Source organism: Janthinobacterium sp. GW823-FHT03B06 (assembly GCF_058796955.1).
Map to the genome: position 1 here is coordinate 256876 of NZ_JBXAJE010000003.1, position 15547 is coordinate 272422.

Consider the following 15547-nt stretch of genomic DNA (forward strand, 5'->3'; position numbering starts at 1 on the left):
GAGTATCGGCAAGTTTCAACACTCCCCCGGCAAGCGCCACGGCGCGCTGCCACCCCGGCAAGCTCGCTTATAATTGGCCGGCATAATTAACCGAAAGACATACGACGCATGACATCTTCAAAATCCGCTGGCCCCGCTGGCTCGAAGCCGCCCACCAAGGGCAGCAAACCCAAACGTTTCCTGCTGATGGCCCTGGCATCGCTGCTGGGCCTGGGCATCGTCGGCGTGTTGCTGGTGGTCTTCGGTCTGGCCATGGCCTATCCGAACCTGCCGGCGCTCGATACCTTGACCGATTACAAGCCCAAGATGCCGCTGCGCGTGTTCACGTCCGACAGTGTGCTGATCGGCGAGTTCGGCGAGGAACGGCGCAACATGGTGCACATCAAGGATATTCCCGATGTCATGAAGAAAGCCGTGCTGGCCATCGAAGATGACCGCTTCTATGAGCATGGCGGCGTCGATTACCTGGGCATCACGCGCGCTGCCCTGCACAACCTGACGGGCGGCGCCAAGCAAGGCGCCTCGACCATCACGCAGCAGGTGGCGCGCAATTTCTTCCTGTCCAGCGAACAGACCTTGAAACGCAAGGCGTATGAAGTCTTGCTGGCATGGAAGATCGAGAAAAACCTCAGCAAGGACCAGATCCTCGAAGTGTATATGAACCAGATTTATCTGGGACAGCGCGCCTACGGCTTCGCCTCGGCCGCGCAAATCTATTTCGGCAAGAATATCCAGGACCTCACCGTGGCCGAAGCGGCCATGCTGGCCGGCTTGCCGAAAGCGCCGTCGGCCTACAATCCCGTCGTCAATCCGAAACGCGCGCGCATGCGCCAGCAATACATTCTGCAGCGCATGGCGCAGCTGGGCTACATCACGCCGGCGCAGTACGAAGAAGCGAAAAATGAAGAGCTGAAAGTGAAAACCGACAGCAGCGCCTTCGGCGTGCACGCGGAATACGTGTCGGAAATGGCGCGCCAGCTGGTCTACGAGCAATTCAAGGAAGACACCTATACGCGCGGCCTGAACGTCTACACCACCATCACCAAGGCCGACCAGGACGCCGCCTACATCGCCTTGCGCAAGGGCGTGATGGATTACGAAAAACGCCACGGCTACCGCGGCCCGGAAGCGTATATCGAGATTCCGAAGACCAAGGCCGAAGCCGATGACGCGATCGAGACGGAGCTGGCCGACCACCCGGACAGCGACGACATCATCGCCGCCATGGTGCTGCAAGCTTCGCCCAAATCGTTGCAGGCTGTCACCTCGGCCGGCGAGGAAATCACCATTACCGGCCCCGGCCTGACCTTCGGCGCGGCCTGGCTGTCGGAAAAAGCGGCGCCGAACCGCCGCATCAAGCGCGGCGCCGTGATCCGCGTCATGCAGGAAAACAACGCCTGGGTCCTGACGCAGATGCCGGAAGTGCAATCGGCATTCATCTCGGCCAGCACCACGGACGGCGCCATCCGCGCCATGGTGGGCGGCTTCGATTACAACCGCAACAAGTTCAACCACGTCACGCAGGCGTGGCGCCAGCCCGGTTCCGCGTTCAAGCCCTTCATCTATTCCGCCTCGCTGGAACGGGGCCTGTCGCCGGCCACCATCATCAACGATGCGCCGATCTCGTTCGACGCGGGCCAGACGGGCGGCCAGGCGTGGGAACCGAAGAACTACGACAGCAAATACGATGGCCCGATGACCATGCGCAAGGGCTTGATGAAATCGAAGAACATGATTTCCATCCGCATCCTGCACAAGATCGGCGCCAAGTATGGCCAGGAATACGCGACGCGCTTCGGCTTTGACGCGGACAAGAACCCGCCGTACCTGACCCTGGCACTGGGCGCCGGTAACGTGACGCCCCTGCAGATGGCCGGCGCCTACGCCGTGTTCGCCAACGGCGGCTACAAGATCAACCCGTACCTGATCGCCAAGGTGACCGACAGCGACGGCAATGTCCTGTCGCAAGCCAAGCCGGACCTGGCGGGCGAGGAAGCCAACCGCGTTATCGACGAGCGCAATGCCTTCATGATGAACAGCATGCTCAACGACGTCGTGCGCTTCGGCACGGCCAATAAAGCCATGGCATTGAAGCGCCCTGACCTGGCCGGCAAGACGGGTACGACCAACGATTCCATCGATGCGTGGTTCGCCGGCTACCAGGCCAAGCTGGTGGGCATCGCCTGGATCGGCTACGACCAGCCGCGCAACCTGGGCAACCGGGAAACGGGCGGCGGCCTGGCCTTGCCGATCTGGATCAGCTACATGGCGAAAGCCCTGAAAAGCATTCCCGTCGAGGAGCGCGCCGTGCCGGAAGGCCTGATCCGCGTGGGCGATGAGTACTACTATGCGGAAAATCCGCCGGGCACGGGCGTCGGCAGCCTGGAAGGCGCGGCGCGCGGTACGCCGGAAGAAGAAAAGGCGAAAGAAGCCGTGAAGAACGAGTTGTTCTGACGGCAGCGCATGGAGTAGGTCGGGTTAGGCCGCAGGCCGTCACCCGACACCACGCCGGCGCCAAATGTTGTCGGATTACGCAAGCAAAAAGGGCAGCCCATGCAGGCTGCCCTTTTTTATTGCGCGCGGCTAAAACAATTACTTCAATACCACCGGTGCGCCCGCCTGCTCGCTGGCCATGCCGGACAAGGCCGCAAACAGTTCCGAGCCGTCGCGCGTGTTGATCCACTCGTCGCCCACGCGCTTGTAGTGGAAACCGCCGGAACGGGCGGCCACCCACATTTCGCGCATGGGAGCCTGGCTGTTGACGATGATTTTCGTGCCGTTGTCGATGAATTCGATTTCCAGCACATTGCCGCTGCGGCTGCATTCGACGTCGAGCACATCTTCATCGTTCAGCCGGTCCAGCGCCGCCTCGATCTGGGTCAGGGTGGCTTCGGCCAGGGCCAGGAATTCCGATTCGCTCATGCTACACTCCAAAGATCTTAATCAAACCGTGATTCTAATCGTGAAGTCATCCTCAGCGTTTTATATCGGCATCGCCATTGTGGTTTCTAGCGTCCTGGCCGGCTGCGGCCAGCCCGGTCCCCTGTATCTGCCCAAGCCACCAGCGGCCAAGGGCGCACCGGCCAAAGGCCCCGTCGAACCGGCCCCCGTGCCGCCGCCGCCCGTCATCGTGCCGGCGACCTAAACGGAGCGCACCGGGGCGGCGGCATGCGCCGCCCTGGCGTTCTTGGCGCGCTTGCTCCAGGCGAAAACCACGCGGATTAACAGCAGTAGCGCGACGATGCTGCCGAACAGGATCGGTTGCGCGAAATTGTGCTTGCCCGCCTTCATCCACCAGAAGTGCAGGATGCCGAGCGGCGCGATCACATAGATCAACCGGTGCAGCCACTGCCAGCGCTTGCCGCCCAGGCGCTTGACCATGCCGTTCGTGCTCGTCACGGCCAGCGGAATCAGCAACACAAAGGCAATAAAGCCCACCGTGATGAACGGCCGCTTGAGCACATCCTTCCACATTTCCTGCAGATCGAAAAAGTGATCGAACCATAAAAACGTGGTGAAGTGCAGCGCCGCGTAGAAAAACGCAAACAGGCCCAGCATGCGCCGCAGCTTGATCAGCCAATTCCATTGGGTGAAGCGCCGCAAGGGCGTCACCGCCAGGCTGATGCACAGGAAATACAGGGTCCAGTCGCCCGTGCCGCGCGTGATGAATTCCAGCGGCTCCACCAGTTGCCCCGTGTATGTCAGCCAGACCATGCGCACGAACGGCAGCAGCGCCAGCAAAAAGATCAGGCTTTTAAGCAGCGACAACTGCCTGATCGAGGGATTGAGGGCCATGGTCTTTCCTTAAAAGAACTTTTTCAGATCCATGCCCGCGTACAAGGAAGCAACATCGTTGTAGCCGTTGAACATCAGGGTCTTGCGCTTGCGCGCAAGAAAACCGTCTTCGCCGATGCGCCGTTCGGACGCCTGCGACCAGCGCGGATGATCGACGTTCGGGTTCACGTTCGAATAAAAACCGTATTCGGACGGCGCCGACAGGTTCCAGGACGTGCGCGGCTGTTCCTTGACGAAACGGATCTTGACGATGGATTTGGCCGATTTAAAGCCATATTTCCACGGCAAGACCATGCGCACGGGCGCGCCGTTCTGGTTCGGCAAGGTTTCGCCGTACATGCCCAGGGTCAGCAGCGCCAGCGGATGGTTCGCTTCGTCGATGCGCAAGCCTTCCGTATAGGGCCACTGCAGTACGCGGCTGCCCACGCCCGGCATCTGCTTCTTGTCGGCCAGGGTGATGAATTCCACGTACTTGGCATTGCCCGTCGGCTCGACCTTCTTGATGATTTCCGAGAAGGAGTAACCGACCCACGGGATCACCATCGACCAGCCTTCCACGCAGCGCAGCCGGTAGACGCGCTCTTCCAGCGGCGCCAGCTTGAGCAACGCATCGAGGTCCAGCGTCATCGGCTTTTTCACTTCGCCTTCGATGCTGACCGTCCACGGCCGCGTGCGCAGGGTGCCCGCGTTTTGCGCAGGGTCGCTCTTGTCCGTGCCGAATTCGTAGAAATTGTTGTAGCTGGTGGCGTCTTTATAGGCCGTCTGCTTGTCCAGCGCCGAATAGGCGGGATTGAGTTTGGCTGCCAGCTTGGGATTCGTGCCTTGCGCGAAGGCTTCGCGGCTGGCCATTTCCAGCAAGGCCGCGCTGGACATCGAGCCCAGCGCCACTTGCTTGATGAAGCTGCGGCGCGATTCAAACACGGCGCGCGGCGTGATTTCGGAAGAGTACGGCAACTCAATGCCGTTGGGACTGCGCTTGATCAACATGGCGGCTCCGGAAAAAGGTGATTGGATATACCTTACACCAGTTTTTCCGGGCCGTTCATGACGCTTCTGTCATGCAAAAATGAATTACAGCTTGCCGTAAGAGTGCAAACCTGAAAGGAACATATTCACGCCCAGGAAGGCAAACGTGGTCACCAGCAAGCCCACCAGCGCCCACCACGAGGCGACGCGGCCGCGCAAGCCCGTCATCAATCGCATGTGCAGCCAGGCTGCATAGTTGAGCCAGACGATCAGCGCCCACGTTTCCTTCGGGTCCCACGACCAGTAGCCGCCCCACGCTTCAGCCGCCCACAGGGCGCCCAGGATGGTCGCTACCGTGAAGAAAGCGAAACCGACGGAAATGGCCTTGTACATGACGTCGTCGAGCACTTCCAGCGACGGCAGCCGGTCGACCAGATAGCCGCTCGATTTGAGCAGGTAGGCCGCCGCCACCATGGCCGACAGGGCAAACGTGCCGTAGCCGATGAAGTTGGCCGGTACGTGGATCTTCATCCACCAGCTTTGCAGGGCCGGCACCAGCGGCTGGATTTCCGCCGCGTCGCGCGTGACCGTGTACCACATCAGGAACACGACGGCCGCCGAAATGACCAGCATGACGAAGGCGCCCAGCTGGCGCGTCGCATAATGCTGCTCGTAATACAGGTAGAACATGGCCGTGATCAGGGAAAACAGGATGAACACTTCATACAGGTTCGACACGGGAATGTGACCCACGTCGGCGCCGATCAGGTAAGACTCGTACCAGCGCACCAGCATGCCCGTCAGGCCCAGCACCACGCCGGCCCAGCACAGCAGGGAGCCGACGGACGAACCGAATTCAGAACGCGCCACCAGGCCGATCCAGTAGAACAGGGTCGACAGCACGAACAGGGTGCCCATCCACAGGATGGCCGATTGGCTCGACAAGATGTATTTCAGGAAGAATTTCTGGTTCGCCATCTCCAGGTGGCCGCTATACAGTTCGATGGCGAACAACGACAGCACGGCAGCCAGCGGGATCAGCCAGCGCACGGGCTTCCAGTACCAGCCCAGCCACGCGAACGTGGGCGCCGCGGCCAGCAGGATGGCCTTTTCATAGATATCCATGAAGGCGCCAAAGCGCATCAGGCCGAACAGTGAGGCCGCCAGCAAGCCGGCGCCGTACAGCCAATCGATCAGGCTCAGGCGCTTGAAAAATCCTGCTTCCTGCGTATATATTTGCTTGTTTGCCAATTCCATCATTTTCTCCATTCCCGGCGACGCGCAAGCGTCCCGAAACTCAGCCAATCCAACTCAGCGCAGCTTACGCCGATTGCGGCAGCTTTGCCTTCAAGTTCTCAAATTCTTTTTCAAAATCCAGCGTCTTGCGTTGCGTGCTCATGGCCATCAGGGCCTCGCTGCCGCCCTCGCCATCCTTGATCCACACCCACAGGCGGCGCTCGCGGATATAAAACATGGAAAATACGCCGATCACGAGGAACAGGCAACCGAGGTAGACCACGCTCTTGCCCGGCGAACGCGTCACCTGCAGCACGGAGGCCTTGATTTCCGTAAAGTCGTCAAGCTGCAGGTACACGGGCGCGCCATAGAAGAAGCTGTCGGACAGCGCATTCGTGGCCAGCTGCAGGAAGCGGCCGTGCTTGTCATCGGCCTCGACGGCTTTCAAGCCATCCTGGGCGCGTGCCGCCTGCCACAAGTCCCACAGGCTGCCATTGAGGATTTTCATGAAGATATCGGCCGCTTTTTCTTGCTCGGCGGCAGGGATTTTCTCCAGGAAACGAGAAATGGCGAGGAAACCGCCCTCTTGCCCGTTGCCGGCAAAAATGCCCAGGCTTTTCGCCGCCGATTCCTGCAACTGGCCGCGCAAGGCTTCCGCGTTCGCCTGCGGCATGGCGCGCGCCGCATAGCGGGCGGCGGCCTGCTGGCGCAGCGCTGGATCTTGCAGCGCGGCACGCAAGCGCATCCACTCATTCACGCTGACATTGTCGTCGGCGGGAATGCGCAGATAGCTGAACGGGTCGCTGGGGTTGACGCGCATGCCGGCCAGGAACACCGTCGTGCCATCGACCGTGACCGGCTGCATATAGTTCTGGTACTCGCGCGCCTGTCCCGTCTTGTCGCGCAATTTGTATTGCACCGACGGCCCCACGTTCTTGAGATCCTTGTTGTTGGCGTTTTTCGCGGCCGACCCGAGGCGCTTATCGAGGCCGACGGCGAATTTATCATTGAAACTTTCCGCCTTGTTGACGGCGCGCACGTCCTGGCCCGCGCTGAGGTTTTCCACGTTAAACGGACGGAAACCCGACCATTCCACCGTGTAGGAATTGCCGTCGCTGCGCTCGAGCGGCGTGCTGCCGCCCACTTCGCCGCCGATATCGAAGCGTTTCGTCGTCTTGCCCGTCATGGGAAAACCGGTCAACTTGAGCTTGCTGCCGCCATCCTCAAAGCTGGACTGGTACAGGGCCAGGCCCTTGTACAGCAGCGGCTGGTTGACCTTGATGGTTGCAGGAAAACTTTCTCCCGTTGCATGGTCGGTGATGACGACATCGCTGGCGAACAGCTTGGGCATGCCCGTGCTGTAGAAATCGATGTGGAATTTCTTCAGCAGGATGGTGATGGGCAGATCCTGGATCAGCACGCCATCGGCCTGGGGAATGATGGCCGTGTTGCTCGACGAGCCTTCCGGGATCATGGTGTTGCCGCGGAAAGTAGGATTCGACAGGCTCAGACGGTGCTGGGCGGGAATGTCGGCGATCACGCCACTGCCGGAAAACGGCGTCTTGCCAAAGAACCATTGCTGTACGCGGATCGGCATTTCCGAATCGAGCAAGCCGCCCACGCAAATGATGACGATGGCGCCATGGGCAAAGATATAGCCCCATTTATTCGCGGCGCCCCGCTTGGCCGCCACCAGGGTGGCGTTGTCCTTCTCGACCACCTTGGCCCCGTAACCGGCGTCTTTCAGGCGCATCACCATCTGCTGCGCCAGCACGGCGCGCGGCAGCGGCGCCTGCCATTCCAGCTTGTGGTGGAAATTGCGCAAGGATTGCTCGCGCACGGTTTCGCGCCAGCTGCGCATGTCCTTGAGCATCTTCGGCGCATTGCGCACGATGCACAGCGAGGTCGAGGCGACGAGGAAGCCCATGATGACGAGGAACCACCAGGCCGAATACACGGAATACAGGCTCAGCTTGTCGAAGACGGCAAACCAGAACGGACCGAACTGGTTGACATAATTGGGCATGGGCTCGTTTTGCTTGAGCACGGTGCCGATGATGGAGGCGACGGCGATCAGGGTCAGCAAGCTGATGGCAAAGCGCATCGACGAGACCAGCTCGACGAATTCAGCCAGGCTGCGGCGTTGGTTCTTTAACTCGATTCCGGTCGTGCCTGTGCTCATACGTGGATACTCATACGGGATATGCAATCTTCAAGGAAATGTAGGCATGGAGCAGAGTGTTTCTCCGCGCAAGGCGGCAGCATACTCCTGTTTGGCCCCTGCCATGAAAAAGGGCAGCCTGTGGAAACGGCCGCCCTTGTTCACGCGCGCTGCTGCGCCTGGCAATCTCTTGCCACTATGAAAACTTACTTCAGGCCGGCGATATAGTCGGCCACGGCGGCGATTTCGTCATCCGACATGCGGGCGGCGATGGTGTGCATTTGCGCGCTGTTCTTGCGGGCGTCCGCCTTGGTGCTGCGGAACATCGTCAGCTGGGCCACCGTGTAATCCTGGTGCTGGCCGGCGATGCGCGGATACTGGACGGGAATGCCATTGCCCGTCGCGCCATGACAGCTGGCGCAGGCGGCAATTTGCTTGGAAGCAATACCACCACGGTAGATTTTCTTGCCCAAATCAATCGTATCCTTGTTTTTCGCGGCACCCGGCTTGGACAGCTGCGCGCCCAGGTAGGCGGCGATATTCTTCTTGTCGGCGTCGCTGAGCATCTTCGCGTACGTCGTCATGACGGGCTGGTTGCGTTCCGGCGTGGTGAAGTCGACCAGTTGCTTGTAGATATAGCTTTCGTGCTGGCCGGCCAGCTTCGGATTGACCGTGATGGTCGAATTGCCGGCCGCGCCATGGCAGGAGACGCAGGCGGGCAAGCCGCGCGCCGCATCGCCATCGGCGTACAGGGTAGCGCCCTTGGCAGCGTCGGCCTTGACGGCCGGTTTTGGTGCTTCGACCGCGGAGGCAGTTGCCGATACAGCCAGCAAAGCGAGCAGCATGGATTTGAACAACGGTGAAAACGCACGATTCATTCAGGCACCCTGAGACAGTGAGAAATTAGTGGTGGACATTGCCGCGCCCTGTGGATTTTTGCTTTATTTTCAGGGCCGCAAGCCGCATCGCTGCTACGCCGGCAACAATAAACAACCCCTTATTGTACAATAGCTTCTTGGCGTTATCGCTCCCTTATCGCTCCCTTTTGTTGCTTTACTACTCCCATGTCAAAACTCTGGCAAGCCCGCTTCTTTACGACCGTCAACCAATTGCGTGACCTGCCCGATACCACGGTGCCGGAAATCGCCTTTGCCGGCCGCTCCAATGCCGGTAAATCGACCGCCATCAACATCTTGTGTAATCAGAAAGGTTTGGCGTTCGCCTCCAAGACACCTGGCCGTACCCAGCACATCAACTACTTCTCCATCGGCGGCGCCCACGTGGCGCAGCACCGCAAGGATGCCACCATCGTCGAAGAGATCGAATGCCTGCTGGTCGACTTGCCGGGCTACGGCTACGCGGAAGTATCGGGCTCGGCGAAATTGCACTGGCAGCGCCTGCTGGGCGACTACGTGCAGCGCCGCGAACAATTGGCCGGTTTGATCCTGATCATGGATTCGCGCCGCCCGTTCACCGACCTGGACATCCAGATGCTGGAATGGTTCGCCCCGACGGGCAAACCGATTCACTGCATCCTGACGAAAGTCGATAAGCTGAACCGCAATGAATCCGTGAATGCCTTGCGCCAGGCGAAAGCCAAGCTCGACAGCTATGTGGACGAAGACGGCGTCGGCTTCCCGTTCACCGTGCAACTGTTCTCGGCCCTGAAAAGAGTCGGTATCGACGAAGCCAACGACAAGATCATGGAACTGGCCGGCATCAGCGAAGATGGCGCGGCCCAGATGGTCGACCTGATCGACATGGAAGACGACGTCGAGCCGGAATCCGACAAGCCGGCTTGATCGAGATCAACGCTGCGTAAAAAAAGGCTGCCCGTTCACACGGTACAGCCTTTTTTATTGCGCGGGCGCCGGGCGCCTAGCGCCGTCCCGGTCCTGGCCGCTTCTCGGAAAAGAATTCCTGGCGCAGGAAGGCGCTCAGCTCGGCCGTGTCTTCCACGCGGGCGCTGAGGTTGACGTTACGCCCCAGGCGGCGTGATTCCCAGACGAAATCGCCGGGCTTTTCGGCACGGATCAGCTGGATCATCTTCTTGATGATGGCCGTTTCGATATCGGGCTCGTTGCCCAGTTCCACTTTTTCCTGCTTCAGCCAGTTGCGCTTGAAGTTGCCGTTCCAGCCCTTGAACTTGACTTCGGCGCTGAACGAGGTCTGGTTGACGATGGAAAACACGCCGCCCGAATCCTCGCGGTCGCTGCCGGAATTGCGTCCCTGCGCGCCGGCGATATTCGCCTTGGCAACACGCATGGCACGGTCGTTTTCGCTTTCTTCGGCCGGCGGCGCGGGGTTCTGCGCCTCGCGCTGCTTGCGGCGCTGCTCGATCATCGAACTCATGTCTTCAGCGGGCGGCGGCGGCAACGGCACTTTCGATACCAGCGGCGGCGTGTAGGTTTCCAGTTTCGGTTTATCGCGCGGCACGTCTTTTGTGACCACACGCTTGCTCGGGGCCGGCGGCGGTTTCACCTTGGCCACTTTCGTGTCCTTTGGCTTGGGTGTGGGCTTGGGCTGCGGCTTCGGTTGCGGCTTGTCCTTCAGCGGCGCGATGTAGACCATCGCGCTTTCCTTCTTCGGCGGCGGAATCTTTTCGATGGTGTCACTGCGCAACAGGACATACGCCGCCAGCAGCACGTGCAGCAAGACGGACACGCCGAGCGCAACCTTGCGCGTGGTGCTGGTCTTGGACCCGTAGGCCGGAGGTGGCTGGATCACTTGCCCGCAGGTGGGGCAAACATCGGAATCGGCAGCCAACAAATGGGTCGTGTCATGCAAAATGAATCGTGCTTTCTGTGTAGCGAAGAAATAACATTACAGGGCAGCCATAGTGCCAGAGTCCCTTGCTTTTGGGAACACTTCCTCGGCCTTTCCAACCCGAAGCGTACAGGATAGCGACATTCCTTGCAGCGCTGACCAGAGTACCCGAGCCATCCCTTGACGGTTGTTACCGTATGTATCACTGCCCATACAAAACCGGCGCCCCATTCACGCAGAAATGGGGCGCCGGTCACGGGTCATCAGTCACGCATGCGCTCAAGCCTTGTTGTCGAGCGCCACCAGTTGCTCGTCCGTCATCGGCCCCGTGCCGCTGTACTTGTCCAGGAATAAATAGATGACGGGGGTGATGAACAGGGTAATCACTTGTGAAAACAACAAGCCACCGACCACGGCCAGCCCAAGCGGCTGGCGCAGCTCGGCGCCGGCGCCCAGGCCCAGAGCGATCGGCAAGGCGCCCATCAGGGCCGCCGCCGTCGTCATCATGATGGGACGAAAACGCAGGATGCAGGCCTGGCGGATGGCCTCTACCGGCGCCAGCCCTTCGTTGCGCTGCGCATGCAGGGCGAAGTCGATCATCATGATGGCGTTTTTCTTGACGATACCGATCAGCATCAAAATGCCGATGATGGCGATCATGGTCAGGTCCATGCCGAACAGGCGCAAGGTCAACAGCGCGCCCACGGCCGCCGACGGCAAGCCGGCCAGGATGGTGAGCGGGTGGATATAGCTTTCATACAGCACGCCGAGCAGCACATAGATCACGCCCAGCGCGGCAATGATGAGGATGATCTGACTCGATTGCGAGCTCTGGAACACGGCCGCGTCGCCGCCGTAGCGCGTGATGATGGAGGCCGGCAAGCTCATGTCCTTGGCCATTGCGTCGATCTTGCCCGTGGCGATCCCCAGCGGCACGTCCGGCGCCAGGTTGAAGGCGATGGTGACGGCTTGCAGCTGCCCCTGGTGGTTGACGGAGGTGGGGCCGATCGTGCGTCCCACGTAGGCAATGCTCGACAATTTCACCAGTTCGCCCGACTTGCTGCGCACGGACACGCGCGTGAGCGCATCGTCATACTGGCGGTCCGCCGTGGCCGCTTCCAGGATCACGTAATAGCTGGCCGCCGACGAATAGATGGTCGACACTTGCCGCTCGCCAAAGGCGCTGTACAGTGCCGTGCGGATATCGGACATCTGCACGCCCAGCAGGTTGGCCTTGTCGCGGTCGATCCGGAGCGATGCCTGCAAGCCCTTGATCTGCGAATCGCTGGTGACGTCGCGGAAGGCGGGATCGGTGCGCATGCCTGCAATGAACTTTTCCGCCCAGTCATTCAGGGCGTCGGGACTGACGCTTTGCAAGGTGTACTGGTAGCGGCTCTTGCTCTGGCGCCCGCCCAGCTGCAAGTTTTGCACGGGCCGGAAATACACGGCCATGCCGGGCACGGTGCCCGCCGCGCGGCGCAGGTTTTCCAGCACCACGGGCATTTTCGGGCGCTCGCTGCGCGGTTTCAAGACCATGAACATGCGGCCCGTGTTGCCGCCGCCGACGAACGACGTCACGTCCTGCACGCTTGGGTCCGCCTTGAGCACGGCCGCCACGCGGGCTTGCAAGTCCTGCAATGCCGCGGACGAAATATCTTCCGACGCTTCCGTATTCACCTGGATCTGGCCCAGGTCTTCTTCGGGGAAGAAACCTTTGGGAATGGTCGCGTACAGCAGCACCGTCAGCGCAAAGGTGCACACGGCAACGAACAGCACCACATTGCGGTGCGCCAGAGCCTTGTCGAGCAGATGCACATAGCCGTTGCGCAATTTCGTGAAACCGGCTTCGAAATGGCGGCCGATAAAGGTTTTCTCGCCATGACTGGGGTCGCTGTCATTGTGCTCGCGCGAGTCGGCCGGCAGGAAGCGGCTGGCCAGCATCGGCACCAGGGTCAGCGACACGACGGCGGACACCAGCACGGCCAGCGAGACGACAACGGCGAACTCGTGGAACAGCAAGCCGATCACGCCCGGCATGAAGAAAATGGGGATGAACACGGCCACCAGCGAGACGGAAATCGAGATGATGGTAAAGCCCATCTCTTTCGCCCCTTCCAGGGCCGCGCGTATCGGTTTCTTGCCCATCTCGATATGGCGCACGATGTTTTCCAGCACCACGATGGCATCGTCGACGACCAAGCCCACGGCCAAGGTAATGCCCAGCAGGGACACGTTGTCGAGGCTGTAGCCGAGCCAGTACAGCAGGGCCAGCGCACCGAGCAGCGAGATCGGCATGGTGACGGCCGGAATGAAGGTCGCGGCCGCGCGGTGCAGGAACAAAAAGATCACCAGCACCACCAGCACCACCGTCAGCGCCAGGGTCAGATTGACGTCGTGGATGGCTTCGCGGATCGACAGCGAACGGTCGTTGACCAGGCTGATTTGTATCGACTGCGGCAATTGCTCCTTGAAGCCCGGCAGCAAACGGCGCACGCCGTCGACCACTTGCACGGTGTTGGCGTCCGGCTGGCGCTGCACCATCAGGCTGATCGAGCGCTCGCCGTTGAAACTGCCGACGGACTTGATCGATTGAAAGCTGTCTTCCACCTCGGCCACGTCTTTCAGGCGCACGGGCTGGCCGTTGCGGCTGGCGATGATCAGTTCGGCAAAATCAGCCGCCTTCATCATTTGTGGATTACCCTGGATAGTCAGGGTCTGGCTCGGACCGTCAAGGATGCCCAGCGGGGAATTCGTGTTCGAGGTGCGCAAAGCAACAGCCAGCTCGTCCATCGTCAGGTTGCGCGCATTCATCAGGTCGGCACGGGCGCGCACGCGCACGGCGAAGCGTTTCTGGCCATTGACGATGACCTGGGCGACGCCAGGCAGGGTCGACAGGCTGGGCGCGATCAGGTTTTCCGCATAATCATTGAGATCCGACAAGTTCAGCGAGGGCGACGTCATCTGGATGAACAGCACCGGCGCATCGGCCGGATTGACCTTGCGGTAAGACGGCAAATCCGTCATTTCCGTCGGCAACTGTCGCTGTGCGCGCAGCAGGGCCGCCTGCACATCGACGGCCGCCTCGTTGACATTGATGCTGGCGTCAAACTCCAGGGTCAGCGACGTATTGCCCAGGGTACTCGTGGACGTGATCAGGCTCAGGCCGGAAATGGTGGAAAACTGCTTTTCCAGCGGCAAGGCCACCGACGAGGCCATGGTTTCCGGGCTGGCGCCGGCCAGGTCGGCGCTGACGTTGATGACGGGCGTGTTGTAGCTCGGCAAGGCCGCCACGGGAATTTGCAGATAGGCCAGCACGCCGGCCAGGATGATGGAGAGGGACAGCAACACCACCATGACGGGGCGGCGGATGCTCAGTTCGGACAGGTTCATGCTGGCTTGCCCTGCGCTGCGGCGGCGCCGTCGGCAGCCTTGTGTTTTTCCGCCAGGCGCACCTTGCTACCCGGGCGCAAGTTCTGCTTGCCGTCGACGATGACTTTTTCATCGCCCACCAGGCCGGTGACGACGGCGCTCGGTCCGAATGCATACACGCGGGTAATCTTGCGCATCTTGGCCGTGTTGTCCGCCTCCATCGAGTACACGAAGGTGCCGGCGGTACTCGTGATGATGGCGTTTTGCGGGATCACCAGCGCATCGTTGAGCGTGCGCACGGTCAGCTGCGTATTCACGTACTGGCCAGGCCACAGGTCGGTGCCGCCATTGTTGAAGCGCGCCTTGACCTTGATGACGCCCGTAGCGGGGTCGACGGCATTGTCGATAAAGTTCAGTTTGCCATCGAGCTGCTTGCCGCCCGCGTCCGACAACAGGGCCGTGACGGGTACCTCGCCCGCCTTTTGCGCCGCCAGCAAGCCCGACAGGCTGCTTTCCGGCAAGGTGAAGACCACGTCGATCGGGTCGAGCTGGGTGATGCTGGTGAGCGACGTGGCCGGCTGCACCAGGCTGCCCGCGTAGACATTGATGGCGCCCACCCGGCCCGCCTGCGGCGCGCGCAGGACGGTGTAGCTGGAGTCGACCTGGGCGGCGCGCAAGGCGGCCTGGTCGGCGGCCAGCAAGGCGCGTGCCGCGTCGAGCTGGCTTTGCAGCGTGTCCACGGCGCCCTGGGCGATGAAATTCTTGCTCAACAAATCCTGGTTGCGCTTGAGCTGGCGTTCGAGATCGGCTACCGAGGCGCGGTCGCGCAAGACCTGCGCCTGCGCCTTGTCGACGTTCGCATGCTCGCTGCGCGCATCCAGCGTAAACATCAGCTCGCCCTGCTTGACGAACTGGCCTTCGCGGATGTGCACCTTGGTAATCGTGCTGGTCGTCTGCGGATGCAAGTCGACGCTGCTGATCGGCGTCACGCTGCCATTGGCTTGCAGCAGCATCGGCACATCCTGGCGCACCGGCGCGACCACGCTCACCGTCGTCGGCGCCTGCCCGCCCTTGCCCCCTTTGCCATCCTGCCCAGCGGCCGCTTTGCCCGGCTGATGATTGAAATACCAGATGCCGCCACCGATACACAGGGCCGCACCCACGAGGATTGCCAGACTAGTCTTTTTCATTGTTCTGTCACGCTGTCGCAGCGCAGGGCTGCAGGTTGAATGTAGTTGCCAGGGAGGCCTAACG

12 protein-coding genes are annotated in these 15547 nt (G+C 60.9%); 3 read left to right on the forward strand and 9 right to left on the reverse strand.

Annotated features, from left to right (window positions below; translation table 11 throughout):
• Positions 1 to 108: 108 nt before the first annotated feature.
• Complete coding sequence (locus AC1RBA_RS12185) at positions 109 to 2454, forward strand: penicillin-binding protein 1A (RefSeq protein ID WP_070221690.1); 2346 nt, start codon at positions 109 to 111, stop codon at positions 2452 to 2454.
• A gap of 138 nt (positions 2455 to 2592) precedes the next feature.
• Here the strand turns inward: AC1RBA_RS12185 and cyaY are convergent, their stop codons facing one another.
• Entirely contained in the window at positions 2593 to 2922 is a 330-nt protein-coding gene (cyaY, locus tag AC1RBA_RS12190; RefSeq protein ID WP_070221691.1) for an iron donor protein CyaY, read from the reverse strand.
• 40 nt (positions 2923 to 2962) lie between these two features.
• Here cyaY and lptM point away from each other — a divergent pair, with 40 nt between their 5' ends.
• Positions 2963 to 3145 carry an LPS translocon maturation chaperone LptM gene (gene lptM / locus AC1RBA_RS12195; RefSeq protein ID WP_070221692.1) on the forward strand — a complete coding sequence of 61 codons (183 nt, stop codon included), beginning with the start codon at positions 2963 to 2965 and terminating at the stop codon, positions 3143 to 3145.
• Here lptM and msrQ read toward each other — a convergent pair.
• From msrQ to AC1RBA_RS12220, 5 genes are all read right to left on the reverse strand, one after another.
• The gene (gene msrQ / locus AC1RBA_RS12200; protein WP_492418412.1) at positions 3142 to 3795 is read right to left on the reverse strand and encodes a protein-methionine-sulfoxide reductase heme-binding subunit MsrQ; all 654 of its coding nucleotides are present in this window, start codon (positions 3793 to 3795) and stop codon (positions 3142 to 3144) included. The genes lptM and msrQ overlap by 4 nt on opposite strands.
• 9 nt (positions 3796 to 3804) lie before the next feature.
• Positions 3805 to 4782, reverse strand: a complete 978-nt coding sequence (gene msrP / locus AC1RBA_RS12205; protein WP_070221694.1) for a protein-methionine-sulfoxide reductase catalytic subunit MsrP — start codon at positions 4780 to 4782, stop codon at positions 3805 to 3807.
• Positions 4783 to 4866: 84 nt separating this feature from the next.
• Positions 4867 to 6018 (reverse strand): c-type cytochrome biogenesis protein CcsB, encoded by a 1152-nt coding sequence (gene ccsB, locus AC1RBA_RS12210; protein WP_070221695.1) that lies wholly within the window; start codon positions 6016 to 6018, stop codon positions 4867 to 4869.
• A gap of 64 nt (positions 6019 to 6082) precedes the next feature.
• Positions 6083 to 8179 (reverse strand): cytochrome c biogenesis protein ResB, encoded by a 2097-nt coding sequence (locus tag AC1RBA_RS12215; RefSeq protein WP_492418414.1) that lies wholly within the window; start codon positions 8177 to 8179, stop codon positions 6083 to 6085.
• Between the two features lie 185 nt (positions 8180 to 8364).
• Positions 8365 to 9036, reverse strand: coding sequence for a c-type cytochrome (locus AC1RBA_RS12220; protein WP_492418416.1), 672 nt, complete (start codon positions 9034 to 9036; stop codon positions 8365 to 8367).
• 186 nt (positions 9037 to 9222) lie between these two features.
• On the opposite strand from AC1RBA_RS12220, the gene yihA reads away from it, so the two are divergent.
• Positions 9223 to 9960: a ribosome biogenesis GTP-binding protein YihA/YsxC gene (yihA, locus tag AC1RBA_RS12225; protein ID WP_070221698.1), complete on the forward strand. Its 738-nt coding sequence runs from the start codon at positions 9223 to 9225 to the stop codon at positions 9958 to 9960.
• A 76-nt stretch (positions 9961 to 10036) separates the two neighbouring features.
• On the opposite strand, the gene AC1RBA_RS12230 is transcribed toward yihA, so the two are convergent.
• The 3 genes from AC1RBA_RS12230 to AC1RBA_RS12240 form a co-directional block, all read right to left on the reverse strand.
• Positions 10037 to 10885 carry a hypothetical protein gene (locus tag AC1RBA_RS12230; protein WP_083287974.1) on the reverse strand — a complete coding sequence of 283 codons (849 nt, stop codon included), beginning with the start codon at positions 10883 to 10885 and terminating at the stop codon, positions 10037 to 10039.
• Between the two features lie 318 nt (positions 10886 to 11203).
• A complete protein-coding gene (locus tag AC1RBA_RS12235; RefSeq protein ID WP_492418418.1) occupies positions 11204 to 14314 on the reverse strand; it encodes an efflux RND transporter permease subunit in 3111 nt (1036 codons plus the stop codon).
• Positions 14311 to 15483: an efflux RND transporter periplasmic adaptor subunit gene (locus AC1RBA_RS12240; RefSeq protein ID WP_492418420.1), complete on the reverse strand. Its 1173-nt coding sequence runs from the start codon at positions 15481 to 15483 to the stop codon at positions 14311 to 14313. Before AC1RBA_RS12240 ends, AC1RBA_RS12235 begins: the two co-directional genes overlap by 4 nt.
• Positions 15484 to 15547 lie beyond the last annotated feature (64 nt).

Coding starts and splice junctions, on each gene's coding strand:
- msrQ (WP_492418412.1), bottom strand. CDS start 3,795: ATGGCCCTCAATCCCTCGATCAGGCAGTTGTCGCTGCTTAAAAGCCTG.
- AC1RBA_RS12185 (WP_070221690.1), top strand. CDS start 109: ATGACATCTTCAAAATCCGCTGGCCCCGCTGGCTCGAAGCCGCCCACC.
- msrP (WP_070221694.1), bottom strand. CDS start 4,782: ATGTTGATCAAGCGCAGTCCCAACGGCATTGAGTTGCCGTACTCTTCC.
- AC1RBA_RS12240 (WP_492418420.1), bottom strand. CDS start 15,483: ATGAAAAAGACTAGTCTGGCAATCCTCGTGGGTGCGGCCCTGTGTATC.
- cyaY (WP_070221691.1), bottom strand. CDS start 2,922: ATGAGCGAATCGGAATTCCTGGCCCTGGCCGAAGCCACCCTGACCCAG.
- AC1RBA_RS12220 (WP_492418416.1), bottom strand. CDS start 9,036: ATGAATCGTGCGTTTTCACCGTTGTTCAAATCCATGCTGCTCGCTTTG.
- AC1RBA_RS12235 (WP_492418418.1), bottom strand. CDS start 14,314: ATGAACCTGTCCGAACTGAGCATCCGCCGCCCCGTCATGGTGGTGTTG.
- AC1RBA_RS12215 (WP_492418414.1), bottom strand. CDS start 8,179: ATGAGCACAGGCACGACCGGAATCGAGTTAAAGAACCAACGCCGCAGC.
- ccsB (WP_070221695.1), bottom strand. CDS start 6,018: ATGGAATTGGCAAACAAGCAAATATATACGCAGGAAGCAGGATTTTTC.
- yihA (WP_070221698.1), top strand. CDS start 9,223: ATGTCAAAACTCTGGCAAGCCCGCTTCTTTACGACCGTCAACCAATTG.